Origin of the sequence: Pseudomonas sp. R4-34-07 (genome assembly GCF_003852375.1) — a bacterium.
Taxonomy (GTDB): domain Bacteria; phylum Pseudomonadota; class Gammaproteobacteria; order Pseudomonadales; family Pseudomonadaceae; genus Aquipseudomonas.
Window position 1 is genome coordinate 1690641 of the sequence record NZ_CP027760.1, and the last position, 14020, is coordinate 1704660.

At 48.4% G+C, this 14020-nt stretch carries 11 protein-coding genes and 2 pseudogenes; 12 read left to right on the forward strand and 1 reads right to left on the reverse strand.

The features are described from left to right. Positions 1 to 35: 35 nt before the first annotated feature. The 12 genes and pseudogenes from C4J85_RS07700 to C4J85_RS07755 form a co-directional block, all read left to right on the forward strand. Positions 36 to 1034 (forward strand): NAD(P)-dependent oxidoreductase, encoded by a 999-nt coding sequence (locus tag C4J85_RS07700; protein WP_124409358.1) that lies wholly within the window; start codon positions 36 to 38, stop codon positions 1032 to 1034. After that, entirely contained in the window at positions 1027 to 2169 is a 1143-nt protein-coding gene (locus tag C4J85_RS07705; RefSeq protein ID WP_124409359.1) for a glycosyltransferase, read from the forward strand. The genes C4J85_RS07700 and C4J85_RS07705 overlap by 8 nt, the downstream gene beginning before the upstream one ends. Positions 2170 to 2242: 73 nt before the next feature. Continuing rightward, entirely contained in the window at positions 2243 to 3205 is a 963-nt protein-coding gene (locus C4J85_RS07710; RefSeq protein ID WP_124409360.1) for an SDR family oxidoreductase, read from the forward strand. Then, a pseudogene (locus tag C4J85_RS07715) lies at positions 3202 to 4226 on the forward strand (glycosyltransferase family 4 protein). Before C4J85_RS07710 ends, C4J85_RS07715 begins: the two are co-directional and overlap by 4 nt. A gap of 98 nt (positions 4227 to 4324) precedes the next feature. Then, complete coding sequence (locus C4J85_RS07720; protein ID WP_124411169.1) at positions 4325 to 6319, forward strand: nucleoside-diphosphate sugar epimerase/dehydratase; 1995 nt, start codon at positions 4325 to 4327, stop codon at positions 6317 to 6319. Between the two features lie 229 nt (positions 6320 to 6548). Then, positions 6549 to 7574 carry a glycosyltransferase gene (locus tag C4J85_RS07725; RefSeq protein ID WP_124409361.1) on the forward strand — a complete coding sequence of 342 codons (1026 nt, stop codon included), beginning with the start codon at positions 6549 to 6551 and terminating at the stop codon, positions 7572 to 7574. After that, positions 7571 to 8686 (forward strand): FAD-binding oxidoreductase, encoded by a 1116-nt coding sequence (locus C4J85_RS07730; protein WP_124409362.1) that lies wholly within the window; start codon positions 7571 to 7573, stop codon positions 8684 to 8686. The genes C4J85_RS07725 and C4J85_RS07730 overlap by 4 nt, the downstream gene beginning before the upstream one ends. Before the next feature lie 242 nt (positions 8687 to 8928). Further along, positions 8929 to 9726 (forward strand): NAD(P)-dependent oxidoreductase, encoded by a 798-nt coding sequence (locus C4J85_RS07735; RefSeq protein WP_124409363.1) that lies wholly within the window; start codon positions 8929 to 8931, stop codon positions 9724 to 9726. Next, on the forward strand, positions 9707 to 10543 hold the full coding sequence (locus tag C4J85_RS07740) for a sugar phosphate isomerase/epimerase (RefSeq protein ID WP_124409364.1): 837 nt from the start codon (positions 9707 to 9709) through the stop codon (positions 10541 to 10543). The genes C4J85_RS07735 and C4J85_RS07740 overlap by 20 nt, the downstream gene beginning before the upstream one ends. Next, positions 10540 to 10902 carry a multidrug transporter gene (locus C4J85_RS07745; RefSeq protein WP_256657882.1) on the forward strand — a complete coding sequence of 121 codons (363 nt, stop codon included), beginning with the start codon at positions 10540 to 10542 and terminating at the stop codon, positions 10900 to 10902. The genes C4J85_RS07740 and C4J85_RS07745 overlap by 4 nt, the downstream gene beginning before the upstream one ends. A gap of 14 nt (positions 10903 to 10916) precedes the next feature. Further along, the gene (locus C4J85_RS07750) at positions 10917 to 11726 is read left to right on the forward strand and encodes a glycosyltransferase family 2 protein (protein WP_124409365.1); all 810 of its coding nucleotides are present in this window, start codon (positions 10917 to 10919) and stop codon (positions 11724 to 11726) included. 660 nt (positions 11727 to 12386) lie between these two features. Further along, a pseudogene (locus C4J85_RS07755) lies at positions 12387 to 12524 on the forward strand (transposase domain-containing protein); the annotation flags it as partial. Positions 12525 to 12692: 168 nt separating this feature from the next. Here the strand turns inward: C4J85_RS07755 and C4J85_RS07760 are convergent. Continuing rightward, positions 12693 to 14012: a hypothetical protein gene (locus tag C4J85_RS07760; protein WP_124409366.1), complete on the reverse strand. Its 1320-nt coding sequence runs from the start codon at positions 14010 to 14012 to the stop codon at positions 12693 to 12695. Positions 14013 to 14020 lie beyond the last annotated feature (8 nt).

Here is a 14020-nt window from a genome sequence, read left to right on the forward strand (position 1 = left end):
GGAGGCAGTAGCTTTAATTCTGTTCAAGGGGGCGTATGAACGTTTGCGTAACGGGCGGTACAGGTTTTATCGGTGGCCCTCTCTGTAAGGCGCTTCTGGGTCGAGGCGACACGGTTAGGATGCTTTCAAGGAAGGCGCAACCGTCTGGCCTGGGACTGGAGGTGGTTCACGGTGACCTACTCGAATCGGGCGGTCGTCTACTGGATTTCATCGAGGGGTGCAATACGCTCTATCACTGTGCAGGCGAGATCAAAGATGTCGACCTGATGTACGACTTGCATGTTCGTGGCACGGCCAACCTGCTCAAAGCGGTGAATGAAGAAATCAGGAAAACCGGTGAGCCATTTCATTGGGTTCAGTTGAGCAGTACGGGGGCGTATGGCAAACGGGCGGTTTCTGATGTTAAGCATTCAAGTGTTGATGAACACTGTTCTCCGGCTCCGATCGGAGAGTACGAGGTTACTAAAACTATTTCCGACGAGTTGGTAATCAATTTTTCAAAGCTGGAGCCGCTGTTCACCTATACTATTTTACGGCCCTCGATAGTCGTTGGCCCTGAAATGCCAAATCAATCTTTTTTTCAGTTGTCAGCGATGGTTCGTAAAGGGCTGTTTTTTTATATAGGATCTCAACCGTCGCTGTCGACTTATGTTCATGTCAGCGATGTCGTCAGGGCCCTGATGATGTGTGCTGTTGACGCAAGAGCAAAAGGTGAGATTTTTATCTTGTCCAATGATTGTCTTCTTTCCGAGGTTATTGATTCAATGGCGCAAGTCTATAATGTATCTAAGCCTTGGATAAAGCTTCCAGAAGGTGTTTTACGGCTTTTGGTCAGGCTAACCTCACCCTTTATCAAACTGCCATTGACGAACGAGCGAATGGATGAGTTGATAAAGCGCGTGGGTTACAGCTCGAAAAAAATTCAACAAACTATTGGCTTCGAATTCGAAAAAACTATACAGCAAGCGATGCCAGAACTGCTAAGCCAATTTATCAAGAAAACCAACTCCAAAGCTGTGGTTGATAATGATTAAGAAAAAGAAGATCTGCGTTGTTGCTACGGTGCCGGTTGCGTTAAAGGTGTTTATGGTTGAGCACATTAATAAACTGACGGAAAAATACAGTGTAACTGTAATGGCTAATGCAGAACCCGAGCAAATCTATCAGTTTCTCGATAAGAGCATTAGGTTCATTCCACTGCCTATACAGCGCAAGGTCTCCGTGTTTAGTGATGTGGTTTCGCTGTTAAAGTTATTCAAGATTTTCACGGTTGAAAACTTTGACTGCGTACTGTCCATCATGCCCAAATCGGGACTTTTAACGATGTTGGCCGGTTATTTCGCGCGCGTGCCCCGTCGCGTTCATATTTTTACAGGACAGGTTTGGTATACGAAGCAAGGGTTTTCACGATTTGCTTTGAAAAAGCTAGATCAACTTCTGGCATCTGCGGCGACCCATCTACTTGCTGACAGCCCCTCCCAACGGGATTTTCTTATTGAGGAGAATGTTGTCAAGCCCGCAAAAATCGAGGTGCTCGGTCAGGGTTCTATCAGTGGGGTGGATTTGGCGCGTTTCAAAGCAAACGTCGTGATGAGGGAAAAAATCAGGCGCGAGCTTGGGCTTGATGATTCAGCGCTGGTTTTTTTGTTCATGGCACGCTTGACCCACGTTAAAGGCATTGTGGACCTGGCGCGCGCCTTTAGCGATGTGGCGGTGAGTTGTCCGGATGCTCATTTGCTCGTCGTTGGCCCTGACGAGGACGGCATAGAACACGTGGTTACAGAGTTAGGTTTGAAGTTTAAAGGTCGGTGTCACCGTGTTGGATTTACCAACAACCCCGAAGGTTATATGGCGGCTTCAGATGTCTTTAGTTTACCCAGCTACCGAGAAGGCTTCAGCCTGGCAACTATTCAGGCAGCAGGGGTTGGTCTTCCTGCCATTGCCTCACGAATATACGGCTTGAGTGATGCTGTGCAAGAAGGTAAGACGGGGCTTCTTCACCAGCCTGGCGCCATTGGCGAGATAAGTGCAGCGATGAGAATGCTTTATTCTGACGCCGGCTTGAGAATGAAGCTTGCTGAAGCTGCACGGCACCGGGCGCATACTGATTTCGCCCAGCCGATCATCATCAATGAAATGTCCTTGTATATGGATCGCTTGCTGGCGTGATTCGCTTGCCGACCGTAAATCAACTCAGCGTACTATTGCTACAGTTTTGAAATTTGGTGTTGGGGAGCTCTAAATGCGTGTATTAGTCACCGGTGCGTCCGGGTTTGTAGGCAGTCGGTTGGTCGAAGTCCTTAAGGACAAAGACGACTTTCAGGTGACGGGAGCTGTACGTCGCCAGGTTGTTGAACGTAAAGATGGGATCAAGCATATCAACGTTGGCGAGCTTTCCCCTGACACCGATTGGGCTGAAGCGCTCAAAGGCGTCGACGTGGTTATCCATGCGGCTGCCCGTGTGCATGTGATGAATGACGTTGAGGCTGATCCGTTGGCAGTGTTTCGTAAGGTCAATGTCGAGGGGACGTTGAATCTGGCTCGTCAGGCAATTGACAGCGGCGTCAGCCGATTCATTTTTATCAGCTCTATCAAGGTAAATGGTGAGGGTACGGTACCCGGCAATCCGTTTACAGCAGAGGATGTACCTACGCCGATTGATCCCTATGGCATTTCCAAGATGGAAGCGGAAGCAGGGCTGCGGGATATCGCTTCTGGCAGTCGTCTGGAAGTGGTCATAATTCGTCCAGTTTTAGTGTATGGCCCCGGTGTCAAAGCAAACTTTTTGAATATGATGCGCTGGTTGGATAAAGGAATCCCTCTACCTTTTGGTTCAATCTCCAATCGCCGTAGTTTGGTCGCACTTGATAATCTGGTGGATCTTATTATTACCACCGCCACACACCCAGCGGCAGCCAATCAAACATTCCTAGTGAGTGATGGAGAGGATCTGTCTACGACTCAACTGTTACGTAGAATGGCGACAGCATTGAATAAAAAGGCCTTCCTGTTGCCTATTCCTAGCGTGATTTTGAGTATGGGTGCGAGTCTCCTGGGTAAAAAATCACTCTCGCAGCGCTTGTGTGGATCGTTACAGGTCGACATCGATAAGACATGCTCACTGTTGTCTTGGAGGCCTCCGGTTACTGTTGATCAGGCTTTGGGGCTTGCAGCTTCATACTATCTGGAAAGAAAAAATTCATGATTAGTTGGTGGTGGGTGCTTATTGCTGTTTTCTTGTCTTTCGTTTTGACTGCTGCGTTACGCCGATATGCATTGGCCAAGAGTATTATCGATATTCCCAACGCACGCAGCTCCCATTCCGTACCCACTCCCCGTGGGGGGGGGTAGCGATTGTCCTGACGTTTCTTCTCACGCTCCCAATTCTGGCCATCGCTGAGCTTGCGCCACCCTCGGCTATCATTGCTCTGGGAGGGGCTGGCGCGTTGGTCGCATTGGTTGGCTTTATGGATGACCATGGTCATATCGCTGCCAGATGGCGTTTGCTGGGGCACTTTATAGCTTCCGGCTGGGCACTGTTCTGGTTGGGAGGGCTGCCACAAATTTCAGTTCTCGGATTAGAGGTAAACCTTCTATGGTTCGGTCAGTTTGTCGCCATTCTGTATCTCGTTTGGATGCTCAACTTATATAACTTTATGGACGGCATCGATGGGATTGCTAGTATCGAAGCTATCAGTGTGTGTCTTGGGGCATGTTTGCTCTATTGGCTGGCTGGTTTTGAAGGTCTGATCTGGCTTCCAATGCTTTTGGCCGCAGCTGTCGCTGGATTTTTGTTCTGGAACTTTCCGCCGGCACGCATTTTTATGGGCGATGCCGGAAGTGGATTTTTGGGCATTACCTTAGGTGTTCTTTCGATTCAGGCTGCCTGGAGCTCTTCCCAATTGTTGTGGGCTTGGCTGATTCTTCTTGGCGTGTTTGTTGTCGATGCAACCTTCACATTGATCCGCCGTCTTGTGCGCGGAGATAAGGTATATGAGGCACATCGCAGTCATGCCTACCAGTTCGCCAGCAGGCGATTTGGCCGCCATTTGCCAGTTACCCTTGCCGTGGCGGGCATTAACCTATTCTGGCTGCTCCCCCTCTCTTTGTGTGTTGTGTACCTGGGGCTAGACGGCGCTGTCGGTCTGATTGTGGCATATGTGCCGCTCATAGGCCTCGCTCTCAAATTCAATGCAGGAGCGCTAGAGCGGCGGGAAGAAAGCTAGGCGTCAATAGGTCAATTTTTAGTGAACCATGATGTGTTTAAAAACGTAGAATATCTGTGTTGAAAACTATGGGCGAAGTTGAGGTGGGTGAAAGGGCTATGGATAGATTGCGAGCATTCTTGGTGGGGTTGCCACGTCGCAAGAAACGATTAATTCAGGTCGGGACCGACATTTTTGTTGTGTGGGCTGCTTTATGGCTTGCTTTTGTCGTTCGCCTCGGAGTGGACGAGATGGTCAACCCCCTTCGCGATCATTTTTGGCTGTTCCTTGCCGCGCCTATAGTTGCAATTCCGCTGTTTGTACGCTTCGGAATGTATCGTGCAGTTATGCGCTATTTTGGTAATGATGCCCTCATCGCTATTATCAAGGCTGTGAGCCTGTCTTCTCTTATCCTTGGTGTATTGGTGTATTGGTACAGCAATCACCAGACCGTCGTTCCACGCTCCATCATTTTCAATTACTGGTGGCTCAGTCTTATTATGGTTGGGGGGCTGAGATTGGCAATGCGCCAATATTTTCTGGGCGACTGGTTTGCAGCAGCGCAACATGTACCGTTTACCAACCGTGAAAATGGTCTACCCAGGGTCGCCATTTACGGCGCCGGGGCGGCGGGCAATCAATTGGTTGCCGCATTGCGTATGGGCCGAGTGATGCGCCCAGTCGCATTTATCGACGATGATACTAGTATTTCCGATCGTGTTATTTCAGGCTTGCAAGTTTATAAGCCTAAACACATCCAGCATATGATCGATGTAACCGGGGCCCAAGAAATTTTACTCGCAATCCCTTCTTCAAATCGTGGTCGCCGCCGGGAAATCCTTGGTTTTCTTGAGGGCTTTCCCCTGCATGTACGAAGTGTCCCCGGTTTCATGGATCTTGCGAGCGGCAGGGTCAAAGTAGATGATATTCAAGAGGTGGACATTGCTGACCTCTTGGGCCGTGACGCGGTGCCTGCACAGGCTGAATTGCTCGAACATTGCATCAAGGGGCAATGTGTTCTGGTGACGGGTGCAGGTGGGTCCATAGGTTCTGAACTGTGCCGGCAGATTCTTGCTCTGCGTCCGACAACGCTCCTGTTGTTTGAACACAGCGAGTTTAATCTCTATACCATTCTGTCGGAACTGGAACAACGCATCACGCGTGAGTCGTTGCTCGTAAAAGTGCTGCCAATCTTGGGTTCTGTGCGTAATCAGTTAAAGCTTTTGGATGTTATGAAAACCTGGCATGTGGACACCGTCTACCATGCTGCGGCGTATAAGCATGTTCCTATGGTTGAGCACAATATTGCCGAAGGCGTGCTGAATAATGTTATTGGTACGCTGAACACCGCCCAAGCTGCTCTGCAGGCTGGCGTGGCTAACTTTGTTTTGATTTCCACTGATAAGGCTGTACGTCCTACTAATGTGATGGGTAGCACCAAGCGCCTCGCGGAATTAACGCTGCAAGCTCTTAGTAGAGAGTCGGCCCCCGTGCTCTTTGGCGAGCATTCGAACGTATCGCGGGTTAATAAGACCCGTTTTACGATGGTACGTTTTGGCAATGTACTCGGATCTTCCGGTTCAGTGATTCCACTGTTTTACAAACAGATCAAGTCGGGCGGGCCATTGACGGTCACCCATCCCAAGATTACTCGTTACTTCATGACCATCCCGGAGGCAGCCCAACTGGTGATCCAAGCTGGGTCCATGGGGCTCGGGGGAGATGTTTTCGTGCTGGATATGGGGGAGCCGGTGAAAATCATTGAGCTCGCCGAGAAAATGATTCACCTCTCCGGTCTGAGTGTACGCTCCGAAAAAAATCCTCATGGCGATATCGCAATTGAGTTTTCCGGATTGCGGCCAGGAGAAAAGCTCTACGAAGAGCTCCTGATTGGTGACAACGTAGTGGCCACACAGCACCCGATGATCATGAGTGCCAACGAAGATCATCTGCCCTGGGATATACTCAAGGGCAAGCTGACGGAGCTTCTTGCTTCAGTAGATCAGGATGATTACGCGCGGGTTCGCCAGCTACTGCGCGACACCGTCAGCGGGTACGCACCTGACGGAGAGATCGTAGACTTGATTTACCAGCAACGTCGACTCGAACCCTGAAGCTTCCACATGCTTAGCTGTATCACTTCTACTGATTTGTGCTTATTGAAGCGCAGGCGCTGCCCCTTGCAGAACGCAGTCAAATAGTTGCCAGACGGGGGCGCTCAATGCCCTCGGCCAGCTGTTATGATATTCGACCGCCTGATTGGAGAAGAGAAAGCCTTTTGCCTTGTTGGATATTGAGCCTTAACCGGTCCGGCCCTCAGCGGTTTTTTTAAGAGAGTTGCAAATGACGTTTTTTCCTTGTTTTTTATCAGTGGTATTCGTCATTCGAAACCGCTCAGATGAGGTCGAGCAGCTACTTTGTGATGCGGCGTCTGTCATTGCCTCTATAGTCAGCGATTACGAGTTAATCGTTGTAGATAACGCTTCAAATGACGACAGTATTCGCGTTTTTAAGCGCCTGACCAGTGAAAACGGATTAGCGAATTTGCAAGTTTATGCCTTGACCAAGGAGGTGGACGCGGACACAGCGTCGTGGGTCGGCTTAGAAAATGCACTGGGCGACTTCGTCGCGGTGATTGATACATTATCTGATGACATTCGGTTTATTCCCCAGATGCTTGACCAAGCGGTCAGGGGAGCCGACGTGGTGTTTGCCAACAACATACAAAAGCACAAGCAAAGCTTGGCATATCGTTGGGCCAACACTGCATTTCATAGTCTATATAATCGGTTTAATGGTGTGCACCTAGCTCGAGAGGCCCCTCAATATCGTCTTCTCAGCAAAAGGGTGATTAACTTTATTCTTCAGCATCCGCAACCTGCGATTACTTACCGACATCTCCCAGCGACGGGAGGCTTTGCTCGTGCCTATCTGGAGTACAGTTCCGCACCCGCTGCATCTGCGCCCAAGCGTTTAGGTGAAAGTGTTGATAGAGGAATGCGTTTATTGGTATCGACTACCCGCGCCCCCATGCGACTGGTGACATCACTTTCACTGTTTGGCGCCATCTCTAACCTCTTGTACTGTTTTTACGTCGTGTGCATTGCTATTCTTAAAACAGATGTCGCACCTGGATGGACAAGTTTCTCGCTGCAGTTGTCGGGAATGTTTTTTCTGATTTCGCTGGTGTTGCTGGTGTTAGGTGAATACATTTTGAATATGGCGAGTTTATCTAACGAGGGCCCGCTCTATCATGTAGGGCAAGAGTTTACAAGTGCTCGCGTTACCCGTTTTGATAAATTGAACCTGGAAGATGTGGTATCGGGAAAACCGACGTCCGAATCTACCTTCGATGTTAGCCCTCCATGACGCATCTCCACCAAGATGCCGTCATCATCGGAGGAGGATTCTACGGTGCAGCCATTGCTGTTTACCTTGTAAAGCAGAGAGGGTTTAAGCGTGTCGTGCTCATTGAACGAGAACCCAGTTTATTGACGCGAGCCTCTTATAATAATCAGGCACGTGTGCACAATGGTTGTCACTATCCAAGAAGTTTTACCACCGCCTATAGAAGCCGAATAAATTTCCCCAAATTTGTTCAAGACTGGCCTCAGGCGATCAATCATGATTTTACCCAGCTGTATGCTATTTCGCGTAGGAACTCTAAAGTTACACCTAAACAGTTCGAGCGATTTTGTCGTGAGATAGGTGTGGAGTATCAGGTTGCGGAACCCCTGTTGCATGCGTTGTTCGAACCTCGCCTGATCGAAAATGTATACGTCGTCAACGAATGTGCGTTTGATGCTCTAAAACTTGCGAGCTGGGCCAGGCAGGAGTTAATAGAGAGCGGTGTTTCAGTTCGTTGTGATACGCATGCTCTGACTATTTCGAAAGGTCGAGAGACGGCATTGCAGGTGGGTGTTCGCACTCCATCAGGTGCAAAACAACTTATCACAAGTCGTTATGTTTTCAACTGTACTTACAGTGGCCTTAATCATTTTTCCGGCGATTTCTCCGGGGTTGAGAGTGGTCTGAAGCAAGAAATAACCGAAATGGCTTTGATGAAGATGCCTGACTCACTTTGTGGCTTGGGCGTTACGGTCATGGATGGACCCTTTTTTTCAATGATGCCGTTTCCTGCTCGGGGCCTGCACACCTTGTCCCATGTTCGTTATACGCCGCATCAGCATTGGGATGATCAGCCGGGCCTCGACCCTTATGAAAAGCTGCAAAATTATGATAAAAAAAGCAGGGTTGATCGTATGGTGCGAGATGTTGCTCGCTACATGCCAGACGTTTTGGGGGCAATTTACGAAGAGTCATTGTTTGAAATAAAGACTGTTTTGACCAAGAATGAGAGTGACGACGGGCGTCCGATTCTCTTTGAGCGGCACATGGCTTTGCCTGGTTGTTACTCGATCCTCGGCGGTAAAATCGACAATATTTATGATGTCTTGGAGAAGCTGAATGAGGTTGTTTGAGGCTTCTGTCCATAACGCCTATTCTCGCATAGCTCATCTGAGCGCATACGCTTCTTGCCGCGCGGGTGGCATGATGTATTTGATGCCCGGTCATGCGCCATGAAACATGTGGCCTATCCGCTAAAAAGCTCAACAGCATACTTTTCAGATGCTCGCTCAGGCGTTATGCTAAAGCTTAAATGCGTCAATTCGCACATCATGTCTAGTTTTTTGTCAGCCGTTAAGCAGCCAGCAGGTGCCACTTGAATGCATTGATTGGATTTTCAGGGTTCGTGGGTGGTACTTTACTGAAACAAAGTTTTTTTGAGTCTACCTATCGGTCTACAACGATTGATGAAATCGAAAATAGAAGCTTTAATATGGTGGTCTGTGCGGGGGCGCCAGCTCAAAAGTGGATCGCTAATAAAAATCCTCAATGTGATCGTCATGTGATTGAGAGCCTCATTGCCCGGCTAAAGACTATTCAATGTAAGACGTTTATCTTGATAAGTACTGTTGACGTTTTTAGACACCCGCTGGGTGTTGATGAGGATACGGTTGTTGAGGAGGATGGATTACATGCTTACGGCCTCAACCGGCGCACATTAGAAAAATTTGTCCAGTGTCATTTCTCTAATTATTTGATTGTTCGATTACCTGGCCTGGTGGGGCCTGGGTTGCGCAAAAATGTTATTTACGATCTATTGAATAATTATAATCTCAGTGCTGTTGACAGTCGTGCCGTATTCCAATTTTATCCAATGGTTAACCTTTGGTGTGATATTGAGAAGGCCATCGCTGCGAGGCTGAAGTTGGTTCACTTGACGGCTGAACCGCTTAGTGTGGGTGATGTGGCGTCTCTTGGATTTGGTAAGCCCTTTTCTAATAAACTGGCTAGTTCCCCCACTGTGTATGACTTTCAAAGTAAACATGCAGATATATTTGGTGGGCAAGGGTGTTATCAATATAGCGCGCGCGAAACGCTTCTTGCTGTAAGAGCATATGCACAATCGGAGCCTACGACTGTTCAACGGAGGCACTATGAGGCTCGCGATTTCTAATATTGCGTGGAATACTTCAGAAGATAAAACCATTGCTGCGCTCCTTCACCGCTATGCAATCGATGCCATTGATATCGCCCCTGGAAAATATTTCCCCGACCCAATAGTTGCAACTTCAACCGATATTCTTCGGGTCAAAAAATGGTGGTCTGATCGAGATATCGAAATCACCGGTATGCAGGCGCTGTTATTTGGAACAACTGGGTTGAATGTATTTGGCTCCGAGGAGAGCCGCACTGTATTACAGAGATATCTGAAAGCGGTTTGCCGTATCGGGGCAGAGTTGGGGGCTACCCGAGTTGTATTTGGCTCCCCGAGGAATCGTGATCGTAGAGGGCTAAATGATGCTCAGGCGATGGCGATAGCAATACCTTTTTTTCGCCAATTAGCTGACGTTGCGCAAGCATTGGGCGTGACCGTTTGTCTTGAACCGAACCCTGAACACTATGGTGCTAACTTTATGACCGATAGTTCAAGCACTGCTGCAGTGGTTAAGCAGCTGGGGCATCCCGCGCTCCGGATGCAGTTGGACACAGGCGCTTTGACGATGAATGGAGAAGACCCTCGACTCGTCCTGCAGGACTATGCGGCGTTGATCGGTCATGTCCACCTCAGTGAGCCCAACTTGGTACCGTTGGGTGATGGTGGTACGGCACATCTATTGATATCGCAAGTCCTAAGCCAGTACTTGCCTACGCATGTGCTAACCATTGAGATGGCTGCGACAAATAGCGAGCCGCATGAGATTTCTATAGAGAGATCCCTACAAGTAGCGGATCGACATTATCGCAACCTGCGCACTGGCGCATGCGTATGAGCATTAAATGGCTGATTTTAATCTTCGGGATTCTATCCAATGCATCTGCCAGCGTTCTGATAAAAATGGCAATGATGCCGCCGAGAAAGTTCCCTTCGCTATACGAGCCAACTGCCGCACTAAGTAACTGGCCATTTTGGCTTGGATTGGCATTATACGGCGGTGCATTTTTATTTTACGCGGGAGCCTTGGCACGCTTACCTCTGAATGTCGCTCATCCGATATTGACGGCCGGGGCCATTGCCACTGTCGCGTTGTTTTCTGTATTTTTTCTTCGTGAGTCTTTTCATTGGACAACGGGAGCGGGGATCTTACTGGTCATCATTGGGGTGGGTTTGATTACTGCCCGCGTGTCTTGAAGGTATAGAAAGTTATGAATACCCTACGTAATATTTCTTCTGTGCGTGAGCCTTGGGTGATACCCACTTATGATGTCCAGCTTTGGATCGGCCGTCAGCATCCCTGGTGTGTAGTCATTCCCGTGATCAATGAGGGGGACCGGATTAAAAACATGTTGAATAAGATGAGTGCGCTTAATATACCGAGCGTTGCTGACATTATCATTGTCGATGGCGGGACGACTGATGGTTCACTCAACGTGTCTGCTTTACAGGATTTGGGTATAAGAGGGCTCTTACTTAAAACCTCCGCAGGAAAGCTCAGTGCGCAGCTTCGTTGTGCTTATGCTTTCGCGCTTGAACAGGGGTATGAAGGCGTCGTAACCATTGATGGTAATGATAAGGACGATTCAGGAGCCATTCCGGATTTTATTGATGCGCTAAAAAACGGGATGGATTTCGTGCAAGCTTCGCGGTTTGTTGTAGGCGGAGTCGCGGAGAATACTCCAAAATTACGAGATTTCGCCATTCGATTTGTTCATGCGCCGATGCTTAGTCTGTTTTCCGGGTTTAAATGGACCGATACGACCCAAGGCTTCAGGGCGTATAGCCGTACGTTGTTGATGGATCCGAGAGTATCGATTTTTCGTGATGTATTCGTGACGTATGAGCTTTTGGCGTATCTTTCATATCGAGCTCCGAAGCTAGGCTATCGTTGCATAGAACTGGCCACTGCCAGGCGTTACCCGAAAGGAGAGGTGCCGACGAAGATCAGCAGTGTAAAAGGTAATCTATCAATTTTATCGGTATTATTCCGGGCCTGTTTGGGTCGTTATAACCCTTGACTTGCAGGGAGCATGCATGTAAGGGGTTTTATGAGAGTCGTCGAATAGAGAATGCCTCATCATGAGTAAAAGTGCTGAGTTTTGAAATTCTGTTTGTATTAATAGTATCTTGTTCGATTGTTTTTTTGGATTGTATATTCACGAATATAACTAAAGACAGGCTGGCTATGAAGCACGTCCATTAGGCGTATCGCAGGTCAGCGGCAGGCGTGATGGGGAGGTAACCGATCATATAGCTTAAGCCTGAAAGTGGGAGGAGCCACAGGGAGGTACCCTGCGTATGGGGACTTAAGCACAGCACCAGCACCAAGCCAATGCTAATTATGATCCATGTATATGGTTTAAATAATTCCGGAGTATGTTTTGGGAAGTGATGATGTAGTTTTTTACTAAGCGTTCCTGTGCTGATACTTCACGATTACCTGAGCTTACGGTAAAAGGCTCATTTTTCACGGTAAATTCGCTGTGATAATAAGGCACCTTCGTAGGCGAACGAATCAGATTTAGGAACACGTTCAATCGAAATTTCGCGTAGATCGAGAAGTGCTGTGGAATACTCATTAACCACGCAACTTTCAACTCCGTATAGTGTTCTCTTGTGATTGCAGTGAATTTTTCATCAGCTATGCAGAAGGCGGCTCCGGCCTCGTGCGCTTGAAGGTCGAGACTGCCAAAGCCAACGGCCAAGAGCCCTATGCGTGGCTGCGCCACGCACTTGAGCGCTTGCCAATGGCATCCTCGGTTGAGGATTACGAGGCCCTACTGCCATGGAATTGTTCACCAACATCATCTAGCTGACTGCGCCGCTCACTTCAAGTCGGTGGGGTTTATGGAGCGCTTACAGAGCTTCTGACTCGGACGAGCGCTCGTTTTCTAATCGGGACTGCTGCAGGCTATACCGCCTGCGCTCCTTAGCCCTGTCGCAAGAAAAAACCTGGGCCGAGGCGAGGGCGCGCAGCTTTCGATTCAACCGGAAGTGGCCGTTTTTTTAAAGTGGATATTTATGAATAGACCGATTGAAAGAGTGGCTATAAAAATCATCCAGTAGGCGTACCGCAGGTCGTTGGCCGGTGTAATGAGTAGATAGCTTGTCGTGTAGGACAGTCCTGACAGGGGTAAAAGCCAAAATGAATGTGCCCTACAGTTTCGGCTGAGTTGAAATGCGCCAATCAATAATATGGATATGATAATCCAGCTATAAGGTTTGAACAGTTCGGGAAGTATTTTTATCGAGGTTGTAACGTAGCTAGCGGTATATTTTTCTACCGGCGAGACCGATCTGGTCCCTGCATTGGGCTCATACGGTTGCTTCATGACACGGAATTCAGTAGGGTAATACGGAGGGAGGGAGGGAGAGCGTATGAAGTTTAAAAAAGCATTTAACCGGAATGCCCCATACGTCAGAATATTTCGCGGCACATACTGGACCCACGCGTCTTTGAGTTCTTGGTAATGCGCTTGGGTGATGGCGGTGAATTTTTCATTGCTCAGGCAAAAGGCGGCGCCCACTTCATGAACATTCAGGTACTCACACTGTTTGATGGCATTTATGTCGTCCGGACTCAAAAAGCTTACAGGCACCTCGACGCCTCTGACCTTGAGTGCAACGATGTCATCGAACATCACATAACTAACTGAATTGGCTTTTTTCGCCCCAATCAAGGGGGTGACGCATGAATGCGCCAGACCGATTATCGCGCCGCTGATGAAGATAAAAAATAATGTGCACTTAATGGTGTGAGTTTTTAAAATTGAGTTGATCAAGAATGGCAGCAGAAAGATCCCGGCGCTTAAAGAGTTAGTTCGCACTAATGCGCCGTATAGAAATAATACTAAGACAAGCAGCGCAGTAGCCTTGGGGAATTTTTCGTGGTTTTTATAATATAAGCAGATCGCAGTAGCCAGGCCCCAGGAGTAAGCCATGGCCACATCTTTCCAGAGAGTAAATTCGAAGTTCAAAATCCATGGAACAATAGGTATCAGCAAGAAAAGCATGCCATAGGCGTATCCCTCTCTACTGTATGCTTTATATAAAATCAGTGCGGTTGCCCATAGCAGACTGCACTGCAATAGGAACATCCCTCCCGGACCATCTGTAAGGGGTAGTAACCAACTCCATACGTAAGCCATTGTGGGCGGTTGCCAATCGCTGTATTCCCCGGCTCTCGCTTGTCTGAGCTGGTCCATGCTGTCCCATGTCATCGCACCGGGATAAAACGAGAAAATCGAGACCATCGACAGGAGGAAAAGCGTCAATCCGATCAGGTTCAAATATTGCTTTTTCACCGTGCAGT

Excerpts from the sequence above, each read along its gene's own strand:
- C4J85_RS07720 (WP_124411169.1), top strand. The coding sequence starts at position 4,325 with ATGGATAGATTGCGAGCATTCTTGGTGGGGTTGCCACGTCGCAAGAAA.
- C4J85_RS07740 (WP_124409364.1), top strand. The coding sequence starts at position 9,707 with ATGAGGCTCGCGATTTCTAATATTGCGTGGAATACTTCAGAAGATAAA.
- C4J85_RS07750 (WP_124409365.1), top strand. The coding sequence starts at position 10,917 with ATGAATACCCTACGTAATATTTCTTCTGTGCGTGAGCCTTGGGTGATA.
- C4J85_RS07730 (WP_124409362.1), top strand. The coding sequence starts at position 7,571 with ATGACGCATCTCCACCAAGATGCCGTCATCATCGGAGGAGGATTCTAC.
- C4J85_RS07705 (WP_124409359.1), top strand. The coding sequence starts at position 1,027 with ATGATTAAGAAAAAGAAGATCTGCGTTGTTGCTACGGTGCCGGTTGCG.
- C4J85_RS07725 (WP_124409361.1), top strand. The coding sequence starts at position 6,549 with ATGACGTTTTTTCCTTGTTTTTTATCAGTGGTATTCGTCATTCGAAAC.
- C4J85_RS07710 (WP_124409360.1), top strand. The coding sequence starts at position 2,243 with ATGCGTGTATTAGTCACCGGTGCGTCCGGGTTTGTAGGCAGTCGGTTG.
- C4J85_RS07700 (WP_124409358.1), top strand. The coding sequence starts at position 36 with ATGAACGTTTGCGTAACGGGCGGTACAGGTTTTATCGGTGGCCCTCTC.
- C4J85_RS07745 (WP_256657882.1), top strand. The coding sequence starts at position 10,540 with ATGAGCATTAAATGGCTGATTTTAATCTTCGGGATTCTATCCAATGCA.